Origin of the sequence: Niastella soli, assembly GCF_017742245.1 — a bacterium.
GTDB lineage: Bacteria > Bacteroidota > Bacteroidia > Chitinophagales > Chitinophagaceae > Niastella > Niastella soli.
Map to the genome: position 1 here is coordinate 39,060 of NZ_JAGHKO010000017.1, position 23,107 is coordinate 62,166.

A 23,107-nucleotide genomic window follows, 5' to 3' on the forward strand; every position below is an offset into this window, starting at 1 on the left:
CTGCCAGAACCCTTGAATTAACCTTTACCAGTACATGCTACAGCAAAGGCTAATGCTAATGTACAACTTTTAGGCATATACGGTGTAGCTATTAATTGACAATTGATAATGATCAATTCTACCATTTATTCCTTTTCAGGTGCTAATAGCCTTATTCTAAAATTTCGTTAACAATCCCAACCGGTTTGCCCGGTATTTCCATGATGGCTTGTTGCCCCTGTTCTGGCATAAAAATTATGTAAGAATTGTAAATACCTAATAGGCGAAAATGGAACCAACAAAAAACGTATTCAACGAAAAATTGCACTGGTATAAAGACGCCATTATATATGAATTACATATTAAAGCTTTTTGCGACAGCAATGGCGATGGTATCGGTGATTTTGGCGGCCTGATGCAAAAACTCGATTACTTGCAGGAACTGGGTGTGAATGCAATTTGGTTATTACCTTTTTATCCATCACCCCTTCGTGATGATGGGTATGATATTGCCGACTATTACAACATCAACACCTCATATGGCAATATTACCCAGTTAAAGACCCTGTTGCATGAAGCCCACCAGCGCAACCTGAAAATAATTACCGAACTGGTCATCAACCATACTTCCGACCAGCATCCCTGGTTTCAGCGGGCACGATCTGCACCAAAAGGTTCGCCCGAAAGGAATTATTATGTTTGGACAGACGATCCTTCACAATACAAAGATGTCCGGATCATTTTCCAGGATTTTGAAGCTTCCAACTGGACCTGGGACCCCGTTGCGGAACAATACTACTGGCATCGCTTTTTTCATCATCAGCCCGATCTTAATTATGACAATCCGCTGGTGCAAAAAGAAGTGTTCAATCTTATCGATTTCTGGTGTAAAATGGGTGTCGATGGTTTCCGGTTGGATGCGGTGCCCTATTTGTATGAACGTGAAGGCACGAATGGTGAGAACCTGCCCGAGACCCATGCTTTTCTAAAACGGTTACGGGCACATGTTGACGCCCAATTTCCCGGCACGGTATTACTGGCCGAGGCCAATATGTGGCCTGAGGATTCTGCCTCATATTTTGGCGATGGCGATGAATGTCATATGAACTATCATTTCCCCGTAATGCCACGTATGTTCATGGCGTTGCAAATGGAAGACCGCTACCCTATCACTGATATTTTTGACCAGACCCCCGCTATTCCGGCCAATTGCCAGTGGGCTATCTTCCTGCGCAATCACGATGAGCTGACGCTTGAAATGGTGACGGATGAAGAACGGGACTACATGTATAAAGTTTACGCAAAAGATCCCAAGGCCCGCATTAACCTGGGCATCCGGCATCGACTGGCGCCGCTGATGGAAAACAACCGCGAAAAAATTGAGCTGCTCAATTCGCTGCTGTTCTCCCTTCCCGGCACGCCGGTGATCTATTATGGTGACGAAATTGGGATGGGCGATAACTTTTATTTGGGAGATCGGGATGGGGTTCGCACACCTATGCAATGGTCGCCCGATCGTAATGCCGGTTTCTCGCAAGCCAATCCCCATCAACTGTATCTGCCTTTGATACTCGATCCTGAATATCATTATGAGTCGGTGAATGTGGAAATGCAACGCCGCAATACCTCATCGTTGTTCTGGTTCATGAAACGCATGATAAACATGCGTAAAAAACACAAAGCATTTGGGCGGGGTGATCTAACTTTTTTGAATGTCGACAATCCGAAAGTGCTGGCCTTTTTGCGGAAGTATGATCAGGAAACCCTGCTGATAGTGGTGAACCTGTCGAAGTTTGCACAGGTAGCCGAAGTACCGCTTGAAGGATACAAAGGCTTTGCCTTAATAGAATTGATGAGCAGGAATACATTTCCTGCTGTTGGCAAAGCAGAGACGTATTTCTTTACACTCGGTCCGCATACCTGGTTGTGGTTCTCACTTGAAAAAGCGCATCCGGAGTTTGATGAACAAAAGGTGATCCCGACAATTCAGCTAAACCAGCTTAAGGACCTTTCCAATAAAGGGCCACGGGCAGAACTGGAGAATACCATTTTGCCGGCCTATCTGAAACAATCCAGATGGTTTACAGGGCGGTCGAGGCTGATACATAATGTGGACATCATTAACCAGATAACTATTCCTTCTTCACCCGAGACAACGTTATTATTGCTGGAAGTAACTTACGAAAGCGGGTTACCCGAACTGTATCGATTTATTGTTACATATGTTCAGAATGCCGTGGCAAAAAAGATCAGTAGCAGTTTCCCGCATTCAGTTATTGCACATATACATATGGGTGACCAGGAAGGCATTTTGTGCGACGCCCTGTACGTAACCGGATTTCAACAATGGCTCCTTCAAAAGCTGGTGCGCAATGAAACACTGGCCGTTAAAGATAATAATCAGATAAAGTTTTATAACAATGGCGTACTGGGCACTTATGCCGCTCAACACGATGATATAAAATCAAAAATATATGAAGGCAACCGCTATCAACTTGCAATTACTTACGATAACAGTTTCTTTTTAACTATCTACCGGCGGGTTGATTATTATATAAACCCCGATGCGGAGATCACTCATTTCCTTAGCGAGCATGCAAAATTCGAACACGTTCCTCCTTTTTTGGGTGCTATAGAGTGGGTGACGGATAAAGGAATGATCACAACTGGAATGTTACAGGTAATGGTAGAAAACCATGGTAACGGCTACAGTTTCTTTCAGGAGCGTGTGTATAATTATATTGAAAGAATACTTGCGCTGAACCAGGAGAACCTCCCTTCCTGGGAACAACAGGGAAGCCTTACCGACCCGGTTACTTATGATCAATTGCCCGGAGAGCTAAAAGAACTGTTGAGCAGCCGGGCGGCAGACATGGCCCGGTTGATTGGCGTACGAACCGGTGAAATGCACCTGGCGCTGGCATCGGGGGTTGAACTGAAAGATTTCAGACCCGAAGAATTTTCGCTGCATTACCAGCGATCGTTGTTCTCGGCCATGGTATCGCTGGTACGGGAAGTTTTTCAAAACCTTAAAAGAAATATTTCCCGTTTACCAAAAGAATTACAGCCCGAAGCGGAAGAATTGCTCAAACACCGCGATGATGTGTTGAATGTTTTTAAAAAGATCTATACCAAAAAACTGGATGTACTTAAGATCCGCATCCATGGTTTTTATAATCTTAGCCAGGTATTACTAACGGGAAAAGATATTACCATTCAGGGATATGGCGGCGACCCGCTTCGCCCCTATAGTGAAAGAAGATTGAAAAGATCGCCGTTGCATGATGTGGCCACCATGCTGCGTTCATTCCACAATGTTATATTTGATGGTTTTCATGCAACCCATCACCTAAAAGATAATTTGCCGAAATATGTTCCTTTCATTCGCCTGTGGGCCCATTATATGGGCGGCTTTTTTATGAAGGCATATCTCGATACAGTAAAAGGTGCCCAATTTGTGCCACCGGATACTGCTGATTTCAGGGTAATGCTACAAACTTATTTACTGGAAAAATCATTGCTGGAGTTGAACCATGCATTGAATAATGGGCTGCATGCGATTATAATGCCGATGCGTACGATAAAGTTTATTATTAAATAAGGCAGAGGGCCCTCCTACGCTAAAGCTTCGGCGGGCAAAGCAATGGGAGAAAGGCAGAGGGCAGAAAATAAAGCCAATAGCCCCTTTTGGGGGCCATAAAAAAAAGGCGTCCCTGTACGGGACGCCCTCATCTAACGTTGGTAGCTTGTAGTTAATTAAAACCTATTATGCTATCAGCGTTTGCTTAACCAATCAGGTTTTCGCGTTAAGATAACAGATGTATTCTGCTTTTTTTAGGCAGTTAGTTTTCTGTATCGTTCTTGCCTCTAATTTCAAACAATAGCGTTACAGTTTTACTAGCTTCCTTCCTTAACGAAAGCACCATCTGGTAATTCTGATATGAATTTACAACAATAAGAAAGTCAAAACAATGACGGTGGTCATATCAAAATAAATTGGCAACCGCTTTTAATTTCGATGATTCTAATCAATATCGCACTACTTCTTTAATCTGTATCTGCTTAATCATCATTTAATTGTATTTTCTTGTCAACCAGGCGGTCGTTAAAATCGTTATTCGCTAAATTAACGTACAAATTATTGGTAAATTACTGTCAAAATCCATTCGGTTTTGGTAAACTTATATGACAACATTTTGGACTGAAGATAGTATCCTCACCAATCAAAGCGAACATACTCCGCCCGCTGAGATATTTGATGCCTTTTGTCAGGCTATCGGATTTTATTATCAACAGAAAGGTTATAAGTATACGAAAAGCCGTCCTAAAGTAAAGATTGAATCCAAAGATCTTTTCGTGGAAATTAATTTCTGGAGCTCAAGAAGCAATATGGCAGGAAGCAGCGTTGGCCTTGAGATATTACCTTATGTGGGTTCCAAAAAATTAAAAAAATGGATCAAGACCAATAAAACCGGAAGGAACGAATACATTTACGGCCCCACCAAATACGATTTCCGCCATCAGAATATATACGGCACCACCGTTGATTTCTTTCTCGATCTTATTCTCAAAATTGATAAGTATATAGCTGCGCAGCTGAATATCGAAGACAATAAAAAATTCATCGATAAACTGTATGCTGACAACAACGGCGAACTGATCATCGATAACTTTGCCTGCTACCTGGCCATGACCAATGATCCGCGTTTATCTGCTTTTATAGAAGCACATGTTGATGGTCTTGGCGATGAGCTCATCAGTAAATTGAAAGCGATTGAAGCGTCGAGGCAAACGGGAAGTGAGTTGATTAGTGAGTAGTGAGTTGTGAGTGGGCTCGCGATTATTTAGACCTCTTTGCCGTTTCACGTTAGCCGATTGCCGACTCACAACTCACCACTGACAACTGATTATTGCCAATTCACTGTAGCCATCTGACTTTCATTCCCTGTTCTATCTACAGCTGTTACAAAAACTCCACTTAACTTATTTCTACTTAGAATGAATGTACGATCGCGACGGGTCAGAATGGTGTAATTCCATTTATTGGCATACTGGTAATATACTACGTAGTGAAACACATCCTGTTCATTGGGATGCGTCCAGTAAATTCTCAGGGAGTCGCCTGTTATTAAAGAAGAAATTTGTGGCGCCTCGGGTGCTGTAGCGTCGAGCCAGGGGCTGGCAGGTACCAATGCCTGTTTTTTATAAGGGCCTTCTACCACCGCTTTTGCCAGATTGGAATCCTTTGTTAAAGAACCAATGCTCCAATGTACTTCGCCGCTGCTTTTTGGCAACATGCCCCGGGTAACCATTATCTGGTTCATTACCTCGGTTGTATTGGAAAGGGTTGTATCACGGCCAACACTTATACCAGGCCATAAGTGTCTGTCCTTTTTATTTTCACCCGACCACCAGCCCAATAAAATGGGATAGCTTACGGATGGGCTATTAATTTTCCAGTATAGTTGTGGCGTAAAATAATCTACCCAGCCTTCGTTCAACCATAAGCGCGCGTCGGCATACAACTGATTGTACTGATCAAACCCTTCAACAATGGAAGGATAGCCAGGCCGCCAGGTACCGAAGGGACTCAATCCAAACTTTACGTATGGCTTTTCCGCCTTTATGTTTTTATACAGGGTCTCAATAAAACCATTCACACTATTACGACGCCAGTCGCCCAGGCTAAGCTGACCACCTTTGTCAACATATTCTTTATAGCTGCCTGAATCGGGAAAATCTGCATTCCCATTATAAGATGGATAGGGATAAAAATAATCATCGAAGTGCACGCCATCTATATCATATCGTTTCACAAGATCCATCACAACCGAATTAGCATGTTCCTGTGTGCCTTTCTTTGAAGGATCGAACCACCAGTGACCATCTTTCAGTTTTACCACCAGTTCCGGTTTTTTCTTTACCAGGGAAGTATTGCTCACTTCACCACCCGCCGGTGAATGTGCGCGGTAGGGATTCAACCAAACATGTAATTCCAGTCCTCGATCATGCGCCGCCTCTATCCAGAATTGTAAGGGATCATAAAATGGTTCTGGGGCCTTTCCTTGTTTACCGGTAAGAAAATACGACCAGGGTTCCAGATCGCTTTGATACAAAGCATCTGCCTGGGGACGTACCTGAAAGATCACTGCATTAAAATTATGGGACTGTAAAAAATCGAGTAATTGAATAGCTTCCCGTTGTTGCTCCTCAGTAGTTAACCCGCGTTTGCTGGGCCAGTTAATATTGGCCACAGTGGCTACCCAGGCAGCTCTAAACTCAGACTGGGATACCGGTGATTTTGGGGATGGCTGGGATTGAGATTGTTGGGATGACTGGGATTGCTGCGATTGCTGGGATGTTTGCGATGCCGGTTGTTGTCGGACATCAGCAGTTTTAGTTGTCTTTTTTGAAGAAGAACATGCACTAATCAGAACTACCAACAGGCAGCTCGCTGCAAACAGGGATAATTTGTTAAACATAGTCGGCTCGCGGTTGAAAAATTTACCGGAGCGCTAAAAATAGGACAAAAGAAATAATTTCTGATTTTGAGATTTGGGGATTTTGGGATTTCCTCTGTATTGGCAGTCCTGTTATTGATTAAATCTCAAAATCTCCAAATCGCAAAATCCTGCAATCAACTACTTGGTATCAGGAAGAATTTTTACCTGAATATTTTTATAGTATACTTTGCTGTTGGGATCGTGGCCCTGTAAAGCAAATGTGCCGCTGGAGAGTAAACGACCACTCATATCGGCCGGGCGTTTCGCATCAGCGGGTTCTGTATATTCAACAGTTGTTTTACCATTTACTTTAATGGTAACTTTTTTTCCCTGTACAATGATCTCTTCAGTAAACCAAACGTTGTCTTTTGCAAACACCTCTTTTACATCCTGGATCGCATACAAGCTGCCGGTCCTGCGCCAGTCTGTGTGTGAATTATTCACCTGAACTTCATACCCTTTGGATGGCCAGCCTGATTCCTGGTAAGCAGTATGAAAATAAATGCCTGAATTAGAGCCGGGCCTGGTCATCACCTGTGCCTTGAAATGAAAATTTTTGAAGTCGTGGTCCTGAACGGGTCCATTATAAAACAGGTGGGCCACATTTCCGTGGGCAATGATCATACCGCTGTCAACAGTAAAAGTACCGGCATTCTCTCCTACCTTCCAATCGGTAAGCGTTTTGCCATCAAACAGCGAGATCCATCCTTTCGACTGCTTTTGTGCAAAGCTGGCAATAGTAATTAAACAACCCGCCAGCGTTAAGCCAATAGATAACTTTCTCATTGTAATCATTTGAATGAAGGTAGGTGTTTAGCAAACCAAAAAATGTTACAGGCTACCTATTTCAGCGGCTGGTGCACAATTTTGGAGTTATAGATACACAATTGTGTTCCCCTGAAACCAGTAACCTGTAACCCCACTTAGGCGGGACAAGCTTTGTAACGGGTTATCCTTTCTTATTTTCTTTATACCGCTTATCGGCGGTACCATCTTTCTTCACATGTTTGGTAGCGGTATCAGCGGCAGCGGCATTTTTATTAGCCTTGTAGCGCATGTCGGGCGAACCATCCTTTTTTGTTGGGGCCGCCTCTTTTTTAGCAGGAGCGGTTTGTGCTTTTTTAGCACTTTCTTTTTTAGCAGGAGTAGTTTGGGCAAAATTCATTCCTGCACAGGCGAGTAAAAAGCAAACAACGAAAACGACTTTTTTCATGATACTTAATTTTTATTGTTAAAGGGACCAATACTAACCCTATCAAAATTAAATCCAATTGATCATCCAAAATTTGCATTAACTTCCTATTAAAAAATAACCCTTGCCATCAGTTGTCGAACGGATACAAAACTTTAACAGTAACCGCCTGCCTTTTTATACCAGGTTGAAATATGAGGCCATGGCCAAGGACCCGTTTTACTTTTTCCGGGGTACCGCCCATTTGTTTTATGAGGACCTTGCCAGTGCCAATGCCCTGCCGGCTTCTCCTCTTATCTGGGCATGCGGCGACCTGCACCTCGAGAATTTTGGCAGCTACAAAGGTGATAACCGGTTGGTATACTTCGACCTGAATGATTTTGACGAATCGGCCCTGGCGCCTGCCGCCTGGGAACTGACCCGGATGTTGACCAGCATTTTTGTGGGATTGATCGCTATGGGTGTGGGCGAGCCGGAAGCCAAAAACATGGCACTGCTATATCTTAAATCCTATTCACTGGTGTTAAGTAAGGGCCGGTCGCGGTATATTGAACCGCAAACCGCCAAGGGCATTGTAAGGTCCTTTCTGTTAAAAGTGGGGGAACGCAAACAAAAGGACCTGATAAAAGAACGCACCATCCGCAAGAACGGCAACATTGCCCTGCTGGTAGACCGTAAACGGTTGTTCCCCATCAATGACCCGGCGCTAACAAAAAAATTGACTGAGTTTGTTGACGGCTGGATGGTGAATGTGCATCACCACCGCTTTCAGGTAATTGATTCGGGTTTTCGAATAGCCGGAACTGGCAGCCTGGGCGTTAAACGCTATCTTTTTTTACTGGAACGGTTACATGGCGAACAGAAATACCTGTTGCTGGATATGAAACTATCGCTCCCTTCTTCCCTTCAATCACAATTATCTATAAAGCAGCCCGCCTGGTTGTCTGAGGCGGCCAGGGTGGTATCCGTGCAGGAATGGATGCAAAATATCTCCCCCGCCCTGTTGCGACCAGTGCTGTTCAACAACGAATCGTATGTAATAAAAGAGATGCAGCCCACAGCCGATAAGATCAACTTTGCTACTTTGGAGAACCGGTTCGATGATATAGAGAAAATACTGGAAAATATGGCCCTGCTCACGGCATCAGCCCAACTAAGAAGTTCAGGCCGGCAAGGCTCAGCCATAGCCGATGAATTGATGGCTTTTGGCCGTGATGAAGCCTGGATGCCTGCTATAATAGAATATGCCAGGCAATATGCCAACCAGGTAAAAGCTGATTTTAACCAATACCTGGCGGCGTATACGGCTGGTCATTTTGGAAAATAGGTTATCGTTTGCCTACCCAGTGCGGGTAAATGGGAATTTGCTCACTCACCGCATTCAATTGTAAAAGATGTTCCGGAGATAAACTCCAGCCCGTCGCATCCAGGTTTTCAAGCAATTGTTTTTCATTGCGGGCGCCAATAACAACATTCGAAACTGTAGGATTATTCAGTAACCAGTTGATAGACACCTGGGAAATGGATTTACCTGTCTCCGCCGCTACCTGGTCCAATACATCGATCACGTTATACAGATGTTCGTCTGCCACTGGTGGCGCTCCGGCCAATCCACCTGCTTTAACGCGTCCTTCCGGCAATGGGTTATTCCGTCTGATCTTACCGGTTAAACGCCCCCAGCCCAGCGGGCTCCAAACCATCAGCCCCAGTCCCTGGTCTTTCAACAAAGGCATTAATTCCTGTTCATAATCCCGCCCGATGAGGGAATAGTATCCCTGATAGATCACGTATTTCTCCAGGTTATGCCGTTCAGCTACTGACAATGATTTCATCAGTTGCCAGGCGGTGAAGTTGGAAGCCCCAATATATCTTACTTTTCCGCTGGTAACCAGGTAATCTAAAGTGCGCAATGTTTCTTCAACCGGCGTGTCCTCATCAAAAGCATGCATAAAGAACACATCAATGTAATCAGTTCCTAACCTTTTCAGACTGTCTTCAACAGCTTTAATAAGATGGTAGCGGGAAGAACCTGTGTCATTGGGCCCTTCACCCATAGCAAAGGCGGCCTTGGTAGCGAGGATCACTTTATCACGACGGCCTTTAATCGACGCGCCTAAAATTTCTTCTGAAGCTCCCTGAGAATAGACATTGGCGGTATCAAAAAAATTCATGCCCCGTTCAATGCTGAGGTCTACCAGCCGGGTTGCTTCTTTTATATCTGTTTCGCCCCAACGTTTAAAAAATTCATTGGTGCCACCAAATGTTGCTGTGCCTAAACTTAATACCGGTACTTTTAATCCCGACCTGCCTAAATTTCTGTATTCCATGTTTTGTGCATTTAATTTATATCACAAATTTCAGTACATGGCTGCCGGGGATAAAGGACATTTATCACTAATATGGAGTGACAATTATCACGCGCTGGCCAGGCGGCTCAGGGTTTCGCGGGAAACACCCAGGAAGGAGGCGATCAATGATTTGGGAACACGTTGAATAAGACCGGGATAATTTGAGACCAGTTTGTCATACTGTTCTTTAACGCTGCTGCTGATCAAACATAAGATCCGGTGTTGAAACTGAATATAATTAGCCGTTGCCTGTTTACTAAAGAAGTATTCCATTTTCTGCACCTCGCGACAAAGCTTTTCGCGGTTCTGTAAAGTAATAAACAGGGTATCACAGTCTTCCAGGCAATCAACCTGAAGCGTGGCAGTTGTTTGGTGGTGGTAGGCCTGCGGATCGGTGATCCAGCAGTGCTCCATCCCAAATTGAACAATGTGCTCTTTGCCCTCCGAATCTATGTAACTCACTTTCATGAGCCCGTTAACCAGGAAATAGTCATTATGTACATATTCCCCTTCTCTTATGATGATCTGGTGCTTCTTGAATTTCTTAGCCGAAAAACGTGACAGCACCAATTCAAACTCCTCATCGGTCAATGGGACAAACGCTTCAATTTGCTGCCGTAATATGTTGCTCATAACCTGTAAGTATTGGGTCATTATTTGTTATTCCTTCTGATCACCAAAAAGTTAATCAGCACCTGAAAGGCAACAAAGGCTATCAGGTATACAATTACCAGGGTGTCGAAAACAGGGCTTTGGGCGTAAGCGGTGGCTAACGCACTTGCACCCAGTACTGCCAGGCTAATGGTATAAATAAGTATTGAGTTATATTTCGAAGGCACGAACATAACACTGAGCGGCACCATCATGGTTAAGCCATAAGCTGCTACAAACATATATCGTACGTCGCCTTTGACGGCAAGCATTACCAGTCCGGTCAATAAAACACCCACACTCACCGCTACGAAATTAGAGCTCATCTTCTCCTTTTTATCAAGCAGGAATTTTCCATACTGGTTGAACCGCAGGAACAGGTTACTGACCGGTTTGATGATCCAGGTTGAAAAAGCAAACAGGGCAAGCAAAACGATCACGGGAATAAGAACAGGCTGTAAGCCTGTTTTCCTACTGGCCAGTTCGTTCAATGCCTGCGTACCAAGCCAAAGCCCCAGCAGGATACCCCATTGGTACTTTGCCCCCATGTTGCCGATCCAGAATGCATATTTCAAAAACAACCGGTATACGGGATTGCTGGCTTTGAGCGCTTCGATCATGCCGCGTTGCGCATAGTCAAAATTGGGGTCGTTCTTTAAGGCTTCTTTAAAGTGTTTCAATGCTTTTTTATGATCGCCCTTTTCCAGCAAGCCCCAGCCATAGTTGGCATGGGTATACGGGTTGTTGGGATCATTTCTTAAAGCGCCTTCAATAGTGGCAAATGATTCTTCTTTTCTATTCAGTTTTATTAATACCGTGCTTCTTACATTCAGGGCCAGCAGGTCTTCGGGATCAATCTCCAATGACCGGTTGGCCAGCCGTAAGGATTCATCATACTGCTTGCGGGCTAATTTTATATTCGCGAACCAGGCAAAATAATCTGCTGTATAAGGATCGAGCGAAATAGCCTGCTGAATGCTTTTCTCGCCATCATCATACTTATCTTTATGTATATCAACCCGGGATTTTATAAAATATAAATGCGCCGTATCTGGCGACAATCCAATTGCATCTTCAATAATACTTTCAGACTCCTCTATCTTAGCCTGCGCCAGATTTAACTCTGACAGCAACCCCAGGTAATAAATATTAGTAGGCTCCTGAGCCAGTAATTGTCGTAGGATCTTTTCTGCTGCGTCGTATTTTCTTTGTTGAATTAGAATACCAACCTTCGATAGACTATAATCCGTCATGTCACTTTTTTATTTTTAAATAGGATAGGATATCGTCATATAAACCGGAATCATTGGCAAACATGGCAAAGTTCCTGGCGGTCATGAACCATTCCTGGGTACTTGCTTTGTGTTTTTTAACGGCACTCAACAGATCTTTTGTTTCAATTGGTTTGGGAATACCGTCGGTGAAGGAAGATTCCAGCTTTAACTCTATCGCTATATCAATGAGGGCGTCAATATCTGCACCGGAATAGTGCTCTGTTTTTTTAGATATCTGTGAATAGTCAATAGTATCGGTTGGTTTGTTTTTAAGCTTCAAACGTAAGATCGATTCGCGGGTTGGCTCATCTGGCGGTGGTACAAACACAATCCGATCGAACCGGCCGGGTCTTCTGAAAGCGGGGTCCAGGTTCCAGGGTGTATTGGTTGCGCCAATGATCAATACGCCTTCATTGCTGGTATCGATGCCATCCAGCTCCTGCAAAAACTGATTGATGAGGTGTCGACCGGCTGATTGCTTCATGTCGGTCCTGCTGGCGCCGAGGGCATCAATTTCATCAATGAATAAAATACAGGGTGTGTTGTACCGGGCCAGTTCAAATATTTCATGCAGGTTTTTCTCACTGTTACCGATCCACATGTCCAGAATATCGTTCAACCCTACACTGATGAATTTGGCATTTACCTGTCCTGCCGTTGCTTTGGCCAAAAAGGTTTTGCCACATCCGGGCGGGCCATACAATAAAATACCACCGCCGATCTTTTTACCATAGGCCTTATACAGCTCAGGATGCATCAATGGTTTTATGATCTTTAGTTCGATCTCTTTTTTCACCGCATCCATACCACCTACATCGCTGAAATTGATCGATGGCTTTTGTAAAAAGCGGGTGTCATAGATCTCTTCTTCATAGACCTCGGGCTCCGGCCGGCCACCTTTTACCCGTAAGTGACTATCCAGTTCTTCATCAAAGAAACCGGGGTCAATAGACAATACTTTTTTATACGTTTCAATAGCCCGCGCAATGGAATTTTCTTTTAGCAATCCTTTTGCATACCAGGTGAGCGCCTCTACGTCCTGGTTACCGCTTTCAATAAATTCTTCCAGAATTACATTACAGGCCGAATAATTGCCTTTTTGGTAAAAGGTCTTCGCCAGGCCTATCGTGGCTTTTGTATCGCGTGATGATTTCAGTACCAGGGTAAATTCCGCTTCCGCTTCTTCCAGACGGTTCAGTGCCAGTAATGTATCAGCCAGTAACAACCTCAGCGGAGTATTATTGGGCGAATGCCGCAACGCCTCCCGCAAACTGTCAATAGTATTCTCGTTCATTATTCACTTTGTATTACAATCCACGTAAATGTTTATTAAAGGAACGTTAAAACCGCGCGCACACAACCTCACCCTGCTTTTCTATTCCAAAAAACGGGTGAAATATACAAAATAGCCGGTTACGACTATTATTTTACGGTGTAATCTTTGACAGCCGTCGAACAAATAAAACTGCCTCACTCAAGGATTGAAGGCAAAAAATATCATACCACCCAAAATTTGAATTGGAGCATTATTAATGCATACACCCCATGAACACGTCCTCTTTTATGGTTTTTACGGAAGGGATTTTGTCTTTAAGCAGCCTGGTCACGCTATCGGCCTGACCTTTTGCAGCATACATGCCGGCTATTGAAACCATTTCTGCATTATCGGCTTTTTCATTACAGAATTGATTGGACATTTCAATGCTCACAAAGTTCTCGTCTTCAGTAGGTCTCCTTGGGTAATACGACCCCGCATACATTTCATCATCAGAAGAGTCCGGCACAATGATCCCCTTGCCCGGTTTATAAGTGCGGTCGAGCATGTTGAACCTGGAGCCCAAAATGGAAACGGCGTTGGTTGAAATTGCTTTTAAGGAATCGAAATTGTGCCCTGCCGCCACCTGAACTATATAATAAGTGGCAGTCTCGTTTTCCGGTGCTTCCTCAGTTTGACTGGCAGCTGTATCGGAAACCAGTACCGTTTGCGGTGCTGGCATTGAATCGATCTTCGTTTCTTTCTTAACAGGAGCAGGATGTTGACCGCATGCTGGCAATAACAACACTATATAGACAAGCACTAATTGCTTCATACACTTACTATCGTTTAAACACATTATCTGAATATTCTTTTTTAACCTCCTGGCAGCTGGCATACTTTAAAATAAAGGTCACCTCTTTGGTATCCCGGGTAATATGGAGTTTCCTGTATTCGTCAAAACTTACGTATGCGATCTTATCACCAATAACGGTATTAATAAGGTTTAATTCTCCGGCAGCGAATACCAGTGCCGGTAGATCTTATGAATGAAAGTAGCCAGTAGTATCAGCAACAACACCGGCCCGCCGATCTCTGCATACCGGAAATATTCCTCCATATAAGATTTGCCGGTCCCAACATACTTATAACGATTGTATTTTGTAAGTTCATAGATCAAACTCACCACAAGCAGCGGGAATACCGGTATAATAAAAACAAAGAGGTTGATGAAAATACCATTCAGCGCCTTTCTTTTATTACACCTTATTGTAAAGAGGGAGCCCGCAAAAAATACAAGCGCATAGCAGATCATCCAGCCGGTGACAGTGGAAAGTTCTGCTCTTCCAAATGCCATGATCAATACCGTTAAAATACCCAACAACACTCCCGAAAGCAGGGAGAGGAAAAAGGTGCGGACGGTTGTTTGTCTGAAACAAAATACGAGTAAGGTGATGCCTAATGTAAAATAATAAAACGCCCGTATTTTCCACGACAATTCCCTTCCTGAAAAGCTATACTTTTTTTCGGTAATACGCCCAATATTGTCAATCATTTTAGTGGCCTTGTATCGCTTCCGCACTCTTTCAACGGGTGAATCCCAGGCATACATTTCAACCTCATTATTATAGGGAAATTCATCAGCCCCCGCATACTTATTTCGCAGCGCATAATACTCTTTTTCAAGATCCGCCAATTCTGCAGCCGTTGGTGTATACCGGAGTATCTCATCCCTGATCTCGTCTGAACCCAATACTTTTTTTCTCATATGCTCATCTATCCAATAACTGGACACAAATTCCAGGTCCGAATAATAATACTTTCTTATATTGAGTGAATCACGGTTTAACTGGGCCAAACTGAGGTTTATAGTATTTATATCCCCAACCAGTTCCTTATCGCTAAACGCCCTGTTGGCACGCACACATTCTACTATCGGATAAACAAACACCGACAGCACGATCATTCCCGCAGAAATAAAATAGAACAGGAATGTTACCAATCCATGCAACGGCTTAATGTTCCCATACTTCTTGAATACATTAAAGCGAAGCAGGTAAATAAGCCATACGGTAAGTCCTATTATGGCAATAATAATTACAAAACTTACCCAGTACATCGACTTTGATCTAAACCTGAGATCTGATGGTTCCAGAAAACAAATACCGGCCAGCAACAGGTTAAATAAGATCCCATAATACAAAACCAGGTGTACGCGGGTACTCCAGATGAGGGGGTTATTCAGCAATAATTTATGTTCAGCTCTTTTAAGGAACCCTGGCATCAGGGGTCTGTTTAAGTTCATAGGTAGTAGGATTAAAGAAAACGTTTGGTTGAATGGGTTATGTCTCGGAAATAGGTAATAGGGATACTTCCAGTCACCAATGTTGATAATACTTCCTGCGCGGGTAATTTGCTTGAGGTAATGGTATAAAAGCCGCCATTGAATTGTAACTCACCCTTACCATCCAACACCTGCAACAAGGTTTCCCTGTTAGCCGTAGTTTCCAGTTCAATGACAAAGGCAGTGGCCGTTTTTTCCTGCTCACCTGTTCTGAAAAGACAGGTGCCATCTTTTATAAGCAGTACCGTATCGGCAATCTTTTCCACTTCATGCAGTTGCTGGGAACTCAACAAGATGCCCATGGGGTTGTGCACCGACTTGGCCATGAACCGCAGATCGGTGAGAATGCTTTGCTGGGCATTGATATCCAGGTTGGCCAGGGGTTCATCCAGGACCAGCAACCGGGGTTTTTGTAATAAGATGCGGGCGATCTCAAACCGGGTGCGGTAACCACTGCTGATCTGGTTCCAGGTAAGATGTGCATAAGGAGTAAGATCGAGGCGCTCGAGCATAAAGTCAACCATCGTTGTATTCTCTTCGCCGGTAACACCCGCAATAGCGGCCGCAAAATGAAGATTATCTTTCAATAACCCATACCATTTGGGAATACGTTGGGGAATAAACGCCACGTGGTGTTTTATGGCGTAATGGTCGGGATGTTCCAACAGCGGGAAATCAAGCTCACCGGAGCTCAATGCCAGCTGTCCGGCCATACAACGCAACAGGGTTGTTTTACCATTTCCATTCTCCCCCACCACTCCCAGGATATCGCCGGTATTTACCTGAATGCTGATGGGTTCCAGACTGAAATAGCCTGAATCATAAGTTTTGCCGATCTCGCTGGCAGTTACCAACCGGGCGGGTTGAAAAGCAAACCGCTCTGTAACCGCATTGATCTTGCTCAACAGGCTGTTGGCCGATTCAAAAAATGCCGCGGGTAGTTCCCCTTCTTTATATTGCCGGTAGGTTTGACTCACCTGAATGGCCTCTTTTAACAACGTCCCGTCTGCCGTGTCGAGGGAAGCATCTAATATTCTTCTTACGGCCAGGGAAAAATCATGGTGCTGCAGGTACGATTGAATTTCTGCAATTCTTGTATGCATAGGGTCTATTGGTTGGCATAAAGATGCAAGAAAAAACGGAAAAATGAAATACCCCTGCTTATATAATCATATTTAAACATATAACATACAAGACCTTAAACACATCTAGATGGGCCACCATCCTGTACTGTCTGTAAAAAAAACCTTTCCCCGTTGTATCTTCAATGCCTAATATCAAACTGATCATGAATAGCACATGGAAGAAAATGTTATTACTGGCTGCTTTGTACTGTAGCTGCCTATTGGGAAAAGCGCAAGACAATCAATTACCGGAATCAAAAATAATAGCCGATGGCGCCACACCCCGCCTTATTTCCCGGCAATTCAGTTTTACAGAAGGCCCGGCTACTGACAGTAAGGGAAATGTTTTTTTTACCGACCAGCCCAACAACAAGATCTGGAAATATGGCACCGATGGCAGTTTAACCGTATTTCTAGACAGCGCCGGCCGGTCGAACGGAATGTATTTCGATAGAAAAGGCAACCTCATTTCCTGTGCCGATGAACAAAACCAGCTTTGGTCTATTGACAGAAGCAAAAAAATAAAAGTATTGATAACCGATGTGGGTGGTCTTAAATTAAATGGCCCGAACGATGTTTGGGTTTCACCCGGTGGTAATATCTATTTCACTGACCCTTATTATCAGCGTTCCTGGTGGACGAGGACCAAACCTGAAATGGAAGCGGAGAAAGTGTATGTCCTGATGCGTGGAAGCAAAACCCCGCAACCATTAATTGACAGCATGAAGCGACCCAATGGCATTGTGGGCACGCTTGATGGAAGTCAGTTATACGTCTCAGACCTCAATGGAAATAAAACTTACCGTTATACCATTAATAAAGACGGCACTTTAAGTAATGGGCAGTTGTTTGTGAACATGGGGTCCGATGGAATGACGATCGATAATAAAGGGAATGTATACCTTACAGGCAAGGGCGTTACTGTTTTCAACAACCAGGGCCAACAGATCGCCCATATTGATATTCCCGAAAAATGGACAGCCAATGTTGCATTTTACGGTAAACAACGAAATAAATTATTCATCACCGCTTCGGAAGCTATTTATGAAATAGAAATGAAAGTCAAAGGCGTTGAGTAGCCGCAGAATCATGACCTGGATCATTACGAAGATCATAACTAAAAGCATTCATCAGAATGCTTTTTTATTTAAATTTAGTTTACCATTTAATACCAAAACTCAATCCCTGTGCTGTTCAATTCCCTGCCATTTTTGGTGTTCCTGCCCATTGTGTTTGGCTTATACTGGTATGTGTTCAATAAGCAATTGCGCTGGCAAAATTGCCTGTTGCTTATAGCCAGCTATTTTTTCTATGGCTGGTGGAGTTGGCAATTTATGGCACTGCTGGCACTGAGTACTTTTCTTGATTATGTATATGGATTTTCGGTTGCGTCCCCAAACCGGAAAAAAGCACGGCTCTTTTTATGGTTGAGTGTTATTAACAACCTGGGTATACTCGCCGTATTCAAGTATTACAACTTTTTCGCCCAACAATTTCAACTGGGGTTTGAAATGCTGGGACTGCATATTCATCCCGTTCTATTGCAGATCGGGCTGCCTATCGGCATTTCATTTTACACTTTCCATGGCATGTCATATGTATTTGACATATACCGGGGAAAACAAAAACCTATTTCCAATTTTATTGAGTATGCGGTTTTCGTAGCCTTTTTCCCGTTACTGGTAGCAGGGCCTATTGAACGGGCCACGCACCTGCTGCCACAGATCCAAAACAGGCGCATTTTCAATTACAGGCAGGCCGTTGAAGGATGCCGGCTGATCTTATGGGGCATGTTTAAAAAAGTAGTGGTAGCCGACAGCCTCGCATCAATAGCCGACAATATTTTCAATAATTATCCCGAGCATAACGGTATCACCCTTGTACTTGGCACCATTGCTTTCTCCTTTCAGATCTATGGCGATTTTAGCGGCTATTCAGACATTGCCCTGGGTACGGCCAAACTATTCGGGTTTGAACTGCTAAGTAACTTCAGGTTCCCTTATTTTTCAAGAGATATAGCCGAGTTCTGGCGAAGATGGCATATCTCACTGTCATCCTGGTTCCGGGATTACCTGTACATTCCACTGGGTGGCTCAAAGGATGGTAAAGGGAAAGCGGTCAGAAATACTTTTATCATTTTCCTGGTCAGCGGGTTCTGGCATGGCGCCAGTTGGAATTTTATTGCCTGGGGGTTTATACATGCCTGTGGATTCCTGCCATTATTATTACTAGACCGCAATCGTACGCATGTTAAAGAAGTGGTGGCTGCCGACAGGTTATGGCCCAATGGTAAAGAACTGCTGCAAATGTTCACCACATTTTGTTTTGTATCCTTTGCCTGGATCTTCTTTAGAATACACAATATGAGTAATGCGGTTGATTATGTAAAAAGCATCTTTACCAATTACCGAAACCCTGCTGAATCCCTCTCCTACCTTTCCATTTTCTTTTACATTCTGCCCTTGCTAATAATAGACTGGCAGTTCAGAAGAAATGAAAGAAGGCTGGAAATTTCAAAGAGAAATGTGTTCGCAGCCCTGAGCTCAAGGGTGGTGATGTATACTATTTACACACTTACGGCATTATTCCTGTTGAATGCCATTATACAAAAAGAAAACATGTCATTTATTTATTTTCAGTTCTGATGAAAAAGTTTATTGTAAAAATAATTACACTATCTATTATCCCGGCGCTGGCGCTGTTTCTGATAGGGCTTCGCCAGGAACAAGACCGGATAGTAACCCTGAAGCGGCAATTATTTGAACAGAACAAGGGAAGCGTGCAATGCCTGATAGCAGGTACCAGCCATACCTTAAATGGGATCAATCCCACCCTGCTTCCCGTCAAAACCCTGAACCTTGCCGAAGAGGGCAAACCGGCAGAACTGGATATGGAAATAATAGAGAAGAACCTGGACCAGTTACCCCATTTAAAATATGTGATCTTCCCGATCGATTATTTCTCTTTTTATTTTACAGGAAAGCGGGAAGACGCTGCCCCTAAATTGTATCATCACTGGAATTTAAAAGATGAATTTATTAAATCTTATTTTTTTAAAAGGTATCATGTATTTACCTGTGGGTTTTTAATAAACGAACACTGTAAAGACGATCAATATGATACCATTATGGGCTACCGGGCCGAGTTTGCGGATCTGTCAAAAGCTGACCCGAACTACAGATTAAAAAAATACCAGCGAAAAATAATCGACTGGAATACTTACTGGATAGATACCACCAGCAGCCGTCAGATCTATAACAGGTTATTGAACTTTATTTCAACCCTTCAACAAAAGCAGATCAAAACCATTTTAGTAACCATGCCGGTATGTCAACCTTTCTACCCTTACCTCGATACCAATCTGGTTAACAAGAACAAACAGTTAATAGACAGCCTCCTGCACCACACCACCGCCACCTACATTAACATGCAAACCTACCCTTCATTGGCTGCCGACAGCCTATTCTTCGATATTGACCACTTAAACGACAAAGGCGCCGTTATTGCCACTGGGATAATCAGGGATTTCATCATTAACATGCAATAAAAATAATATATTACTATACAATAGATAATATGTTCTCTTTTGGACCCCGCACTTCTTAAAAGGAACTATCAGTTAATTGACAGCCTTTCGCACAGTACCAATACTAAATATATAAACCTGCAGAACAATCATTTACTGGCCGCAGACAGTCTATTTTATGACATCGATCACTTAAATGACAAAGGCGCCACTGTTGCAACTAACATTCTCAAAGATACGCTGCTATCAAACGACCATCCTTATATTAAGCATTAAACCTGTTTATCAGCTCCTCCTTATAGGTTAATCCAATAGGAATGGGATTGTTATCAACCATTACCTGATTGCCTTCTATATAGCGGATGGCTTTAATGGAAACGATGTAGGATTTATGGGTCCTTACAAACAATTCGCCGGGCAGGCTCATTTCAATATTGCGGAGGGTCTCATTGGTAATGATCACTTTGCCCTGTTTTGTAAAGACCTTTACATAATCGCCTACGGAAGTAAAATAGATAATATCGTCATAATCGAGCTTGTATAATTTTTTATCGGCCTTAATAACAATGAAGTCCTGCTCTTTATGCGTTTGTTTTAGCAAGGCAGCGGCATTTTGTGTATCCAGTTTATCGCGTACTTTATTAACGGCTTTTACAAACCGTTCAAATGAAAAGGGTTTTACCAGGTAATCGATCGCATCCAGGTCGAACCCATCGATGGCGTATTCGGCGTAGGCGCTGGTAAAGATTATTGCGGGGGGCGCAGTAAGCGTTTTAACCATGTTTATACCTGACAGCATGGGCATATTTATATCAAGGAAGATCAACTGAATGTCATGCTGTTTTAAGGCCTCCAACGCTTCCAGGGCATTGTTACAGGTTTGCACCAGTTCAATAACCGGCAGGTCCTTGCTATACGTTTCAAGAATTTCCTGCGAAAGTGGTTCATCATCTACGATCAGGGACCTTATCTTCATTGGTTGTTCCTTTTTTGTAATGGAAGCTGTAATACAGCCAGATATTTTTTGTCGGTATCGTGTATGGTCAATTCATATTTTCCCGGGTACAATAATTCCAGTCTTCTTTTTACATTTTCCAGCCCAAGCCCCCGATTGGCGTCCTTCTCCACCTCATCAATCACCCCCTTGCTGTTCTCCACCCGCATCTGCAATTGTTCATCGGTTATATTTATTTGTATGTTCACATACGACTGATGTATGGTGGCTTTTATACCGTGTTTAAACCCATTCTCAATAAATACCAGCAGGATCAATGGCGCAATGTACCTGTTTGCCGGTTCGCCGGTTATGTTACATACAACCGAAGCATTATCCCGGGTGCGGAGCTTTTGTAGATCTATATAATTATTCAGGTACTCAATTTCTTTTTGCAAAGGCACCGCATTCTCATTCGATTCATAGATCATATACCGCATCACTTCGGCCAGCTTCAGGATACTTGTTGGAGCCATTGTATCCTTTTTCAGCGCCAGGGAATAAATATTATTCAGGCTGTTGAACAAAAAGTGCGGATTGATCTGCATTTTCAGGAACAGCAGCTCGGTATTGGCCTTTTCCTTTTCCAGCCTGATCAGGTGGTTTTGGGATTCCAGCAATTTAAACCAGGCGCGGGATAACTTTAACAAGGTGGTAATGGCCACATACACAAACCCAAATTGTACCAGCTGCCAAAAGCTGAAGTTGGAAACAAAGAAGTAGTTCGGCAAAAAGAAGTCGATGGCATAATTGTAGATGAAACTATTTAACCAGGCCGTTATGGCTAACAGCGCTATCACGCATAATACGAATAACAAATACTTCTTTCTTCCCAATAACCGGGGAACCAAAACAAACAGGTTGACATAAACGGCCAGCACAATGGTTATATGAAATACTGCCGTATAGATGTAGTCGATCGTTTCAATGTTATTGGTAATAGAAAAGAAGTGGATCAGGTAATAGTACGACACGCACCAATACAGGATATGTTGTAATATCCTGTATTCGCTTATAATTTTTTTTGACTTTTCCAATTATTGAACGCTTTTAGTAAACACGGTTGGTTTTATAAACAGGTCTTCCCGGTCGGCATATTTCTTTATAAATTTTTGCAGGTCTTCAGTAGAAGCGGTAATTATTTTATAGTAATCCAATGATTCATGTTTAATTCTGATCGTGTTTTGCTCCAGTAATTTATTTAGTAATTCGGTATTAATGAAATACAATTCAAACCGGTCACCCACCATCTTTATTTTAGCATACGTATGGACAGGCACATACAGATCTTCAAAAAAACTGTTCTTTAAATTTAATGACTCAGGAAAGATATCTAAAAACAGGTTATCATCCAGTTTGGCCATATTCACCTGCATTTTTTTTGTTTCCCCGTTTTCGGTATAGGTCAACAGATATGTATTTTTATTAATGAACTGCTTTTTAAAGTTTTCCTTTTCAGCACGTTCTTTGCCTTTATAAGGCGCCAGTTCATGCTGAAACAGGTTCTCAAATTTCCAAACGTCTTTGGAACCCGGCTCACTCCATACCCCTTCCAGTTTACTATCATATACCAGATCGTTGTTGGTGTAAAGCGGATATAGGGAATAGACACATCCCGGCAGGATAAATATCACTATCACGGCAAGAAGCAAGATGATCTTTGTTTTCATTGTTTCAATTTTTTGTTACCGTAAAATAAGAACGAAGTAAAGGGGCGGTAAAATAATTCCGGCAAACACCAAAAAACGGGGGGTAAAACCGGAAAACACCGGCTGATATTCCAGCCAATAACCTGGTAGCAGTAAGTGCCAGCATCAATACCGGTAAAGGGAACATTACTGCAGTATCGAATATTACTATACAAAAGGAAACATGGGAGAACTGGTAGCAGGCACTCTTTCCGGAACTTTGCACTAT

Annotated in this window: 20 protein-coding genes; 7 read left to right on the forward strand and 13 right to left on the reverse strand. The window is 43.1% G+C overall.

Annotated elements, in window-relative coordinates:
* Nucleotides 1-268: 268 nt before the first annotated feature.
* Together treS and J7I42_RS30995 are read left to right on the forward strand one after the other, a co-directional pair.
* Entirely contained in the window at nt 269-3,580 is a 3,312-nt protein-coding gene (gene treS / locus J7I42_RS30990) for a maltose alpha-D-glucosyltransferase (protein WP_209143635.1), read from the forward strand.
* Nucleotides 3,581-4,164: 584 nt separating this feature from the next.
* Nucleotides 4,165-4,797 (forward strand): hypothetical protein, encoded by a 633-nt coding sequence (locus J7I42_RS30995; protein ID WP_209143637.1) that lies wholly within the window; start codon nt 4,165-4,167, stop codon nt 4,795-4,797.
* An 89-nt stretch (nt 4,798-4,886) separates the two neighbouring features.
* Here J7I42_RS30995 and J7I42_RS31000 read toward each other — a convergent pair whose 3' ends face one another.
* The 3 genes from J7I42_RS31000 to J7I42_RS31010 form a co-directional block, all read right to left on the reverse strand.
* Nucleotides 4,887-6,461 (reverse strand): glycoside hydrolase family 10 protein, encoded by a 1,575-nt coding sequence (locus J7I42_RS31000; protein WP_209143639.1) that lies wholly within the window; start codon nt 6,459-6,461, stop codon nt 4,887-4,889.
* Between the two features lie 159 nt (nt 6,462-6,620).
* On the reverse strand, nt 6,621-7,268 hold the full coding sequence (locus tag J7I42_RS31005) for a 3-keto-disaccharide hydrolase (RefSeq protein ID WP_209143641.1): 648 nt from the start codon (nt 7,266-7,268) through the stop codon (nt 6,621-6,623).
* Between the two features lie 163 nt (nt 7,269-7,431).
* Nucleotides 7,432-7,695 (reverse strand): hypothetical protein, encoded by a 264-nt coding sequence (locus J7I42_RS31010; protein ID WP_209143643.1) that lies wholly within the window; start codon nt 7,693-7,695, stop codon nt 7,432-7,434.
* 103 nt (nt 7,696-7,798) lie between these two features.
* On the opposite strand from J7I42_RS31010, the gene J7I42_RS31015 reads away from it, so the two are divergent.
* Complete coding sequence (locus J7I42_RS31015; protein WP_209143645.1) at nt 7,799-9,001, forward strand: DUF2252 domain-containing protein; 1,203 nt, start codon at nt 7,799-7,801, stop codon at nt 8,999-9,001.
* A 1-nt stretch (nt 9,002) separates the two neighbouring features.
* Here the strand turns inward: J7I42_RS31015 and J7I42_RS31020 are convergent, their stop codons facing one another.
* The 7 genes from J7I42_RS31020 to J7I42_RS31050 form a co-directional block, all read right to left on the reverse strand.
* On the reverse strand, nt 9,003-10,001 hold the full coding sequence (locus J7I42_RS31020) for an aldo/keto reductase (protein ID WP_209143647.1): 999 nt from the start codon (nt 9,999-10,001) through the stop codon (nt 9,003-9,005).
* Between the two features lie 87 nt (nt 10,002-10,088).
* Nucleotides 10,089-10,655, reverse strand: coding sequence for a Crp/Fnr family transcriptional regulator (locus J7I42_RS31025; protein WP_209143649.1), 567 nt, complete (start codon nt 10,653-10,655; stop codon nt 10,089-10,091).
* A gap of 20 nt (nt 10,656-10,675) precedes the next feature.
* The gene (locus J7I42_RS31030) at nt 10,676-11,926 is read right to left on the reverse strand and encodes a tetratricopeptide repeat protein (protein WP_209143651.1); all 1,251 of its coding nucleotides are present in this window, start codon (nt 11,924-11,926) and stop codon (nt 10,676-10,678) included.
* A 1-nt stretch (nt 11,927) separates the two neighbouring features.
* On the reverse strand, nt 11,928-13,241 hold the full coding sequence (locus J7I42_RS31035; RefSeq protein WP_209143654.1) for an ATP-binding protein: 1,314 nt from the start codon (nt 13,239-13,241) through the stop codon (nt 11,928-11,930).
* Between the two features lie 235 nt (nt 13,242-13,476).
* Nucleotides 13,477-14,037, reverse strand: a complete 561-nt coding sequence (locus J7I42_RS31040) for a hypothetical protein (RefSeq protein ID WP_209143656.1) — start codon at nt 14,035-14,037, stop codon at nt 13,477-13,479.
* 171 nt (nt 14,038-14,208) lie between these two features.
* Nucleotides 14,209-15,507, reverse strand: coding sequence for a hypothetical protein (locus J7I42_RS31045; RefSeq protein ID WP_209143658.1), 1,299 nt, complete (start codon nt 15,505-15,507; stop codon nt 14,209-14,211).
* Nucleotides 15,508-15,518: 11 nt separating this feature from the next.
* Nucleotides 15,519-16,649, reverse strand: a complete 1,131-nt coding sequence (locus J7I42_RS31050; protein WP_209143660.1) for an ABC transporter ATP-binding protein — start codon at nt 16,647-16,649, stop codon at nt 15,519-15,521.
* Between the two features lie 185 nt (nt 16,650-16,834).
* Between J7I42_RS31050 and J7I42_RS31055 the strand changes: the two genes are divergently transcribed.
* From J7I42_RS31055 to J7I42_RS31070, 4 genes are all read left to right on the forward strand, one after another.
* A complete protein-coding gene (locus J7I42_RS31055) occupies nt 16,835-17,749 on the forward strand; it encodes an SMP-30/gluconolactonase/LRE family protein (RefSeq protein ID WP_209143662.1) in 915 nt (304 codons plus the stop codon).
* A gap of 108 nt (nt 17,750-17,857) precedes the next feature.
* Nucleotides 17,858-19,315, forward strand: a complete 1,458-nt coding sequence (locus J7I42_RS31060; RefSeq protein ID WP_209143664.1) for an MBOAT family O-acyltransferase — start codon at nt 17,858-17,860, stop codon at nt 19,313-19,315.
* Nucleotides 19,315-20,217, forward strand: a complete 903-nt coding sequence (locus tag J7I42_RS31065; protein ID WP_209143666.1) for a hypothetical protein — start codon at nt 19,315-19,317, stop codon at nt 20,215-20,217. Before J7I42_RS31060 ends, J7I42_RS31065 begins: the two co-directional genes overlap by 1 nt.
* A 39-nt stretch (nt 20,218-20,256) precedes the next feature.
* Entirely contained in the window at nt 20,257-20,472 is a 216-nt protein-coding gene (locus tag J7I42_RS31070) for a hypothetical protein (protein ID WP_209143668.1), read from the forward strand.
* Here J7I42_RS31070 and J7I42_RS31075 read toward each other — a convergent pair.
* The 3 genes from J7I42_RS31075 to J7I42_RS31085 are packed head-to-tail and all read right to left on the reverse strand — an operon-like array spanning nt 20,462 to nt 22,860.
* A complete protein-coding gene (locus J7I42_RS31075) occupies nt 20,462-21,172 on the reverse strand; it encodes a LytR/AlgR family response regulator transcription factor (RefSeq protein ID WP_209143670.1) in 711 nt (236 codons plus the stop codon). The genes J7I42_RS31070 and J7I42_RS31075 overlap by 11 nt on opposite strands.
* Complete coding sequence (locus J7I42_RS31080) at nt 21,169-22,227, reverse strand: sensor histidine kinase (RefSeq protein ID WP_209143672.1); 1,059 nt, start codon at nt 22,225-22,227, stop codon at nt 21,169-21,171. The genes J7I42_RS31075 and J7I42_RS31080 overlap by 4 nt, the downstream gene beginning before the upstream one ends.
* Nucleotides 22,228-22,860, reverse strand: a complete 633-nt coding sequence (locus J7I42_RS31085; RefSeq protein WP_209143674.1) for a hypothetical protein — start codon at nt 22,858-22,860, stop codon at nt 22,228-22,230.
* Between the last annotated feature and the right edge of the window lie 247 nt (nt 22,861-23,107).

Coding starts and splice junctions, on each gene's coding strand:
- J7I42_RS31045 (WP_209143658.1), bottom strand. CDS start 15,507: ATGAACTTAAACAGACCCCTGATGCCAGGGTTCCTTAAAAGAGCTGAA.
- J7I42_RS30995 (WP_209143637.1), top strand. CDS start 4,165: ATGACAACATTTTGGACTGAAGATAGTATCCTCACCAATCAAAGCGAA.
- J7I42_RS31040 (WP_209143656.1), bottom strand. CDS start 14,037: ATGAAGCAATTAGTGCTTGTCTATATAGTGTTGTTATTGCCAGCATGC.
- treS (WP_209143635.1), top strand. CDS start 269: ATGGAACCAACAAAAAACGTATTCAACGAAAAATTGCACTGGTATAAA.
- J7I42_RS31030 (WP_209143651.1), bottom strand. CDS start 11,926: ATGACGGATTATAGTCTATCGAAGGTTGGTATTCTAATTCAACAAAGA.
- J7I42_RS31035 (WP_209143654.1), bottom strand. CDS start 13,241: ATGAACGAGAATACTATTGACAGTTTGCGGGAGGCGTTGCGGCATTCG.
- J7I42_RS31055 (WP_209143662.1), top strand. CDS start 16,835: ATGAATAGCACATGGAAGAAAATGTTATTACTGGCTGCTTTGTACTGT.
- J7I42_RS31020 (WP_209143647.1), bottom strand. CDS start 10,001: ATGGAATACAGAAATTTAGGCAGGTCGGGATTAAAAGTACCGGTATTA.
- J7I42_RS31000 (WP_209143639.1), bottom strand. CDS start 6,461: ATGTTTAACAAATTATCCCTGTTTGCAGCGAGCTGCCTGTTGGTAGTT.
- J7I42_RS31050 (WP_209143660.1), bottom strand. CDS start 16,649: ATGCATACAAGAATTGCAGAAATTCAATCGTACCTGCAGCACCATGAT.
- J7I42_RS31010 (WP_209143643.1), bottom strand. CDS start 7,695: ATGAAAAAAGTCGTTTTCGTTGTTTGCTTTTTACTCGCCTGTGCAGGA.
- J7I42_RS31085 (WP_209143674.1), bottom strand. CDS start 22,860: ATGAAAACAAAGATCATCTTGCTTCTTGCCGTGATAGTGATATTTATC.
- J7I42_RS31005 (WP_209143641.1), bottom strand. CDS start 7,268: ATGAGAAAGTTATCTATTGGCTTAACGCTGGCGGGTTGTTTAATTACT.
- J7I42_RS31065 (WP_209143666.1), top strand. CDS start 19,315: ATGAAAAAGTTTATTGTAAAAATAATTACACTATCTATTATCCCGGCG.
- J7I42_RS31025 (WP_209143649.1), bottom strand. CDS start 10,655: ATGAGCAACATATTACGGCAGCAAATTGAAGCGTTTGTCCCATTGACC.
- J7I42_RS31075 (WP_209143670.1), bottom strand. CDS start 21,172: ATGAAGATAAGGTCCCTGATCGTAGATGATGAACCACTTTCGCAGGAA.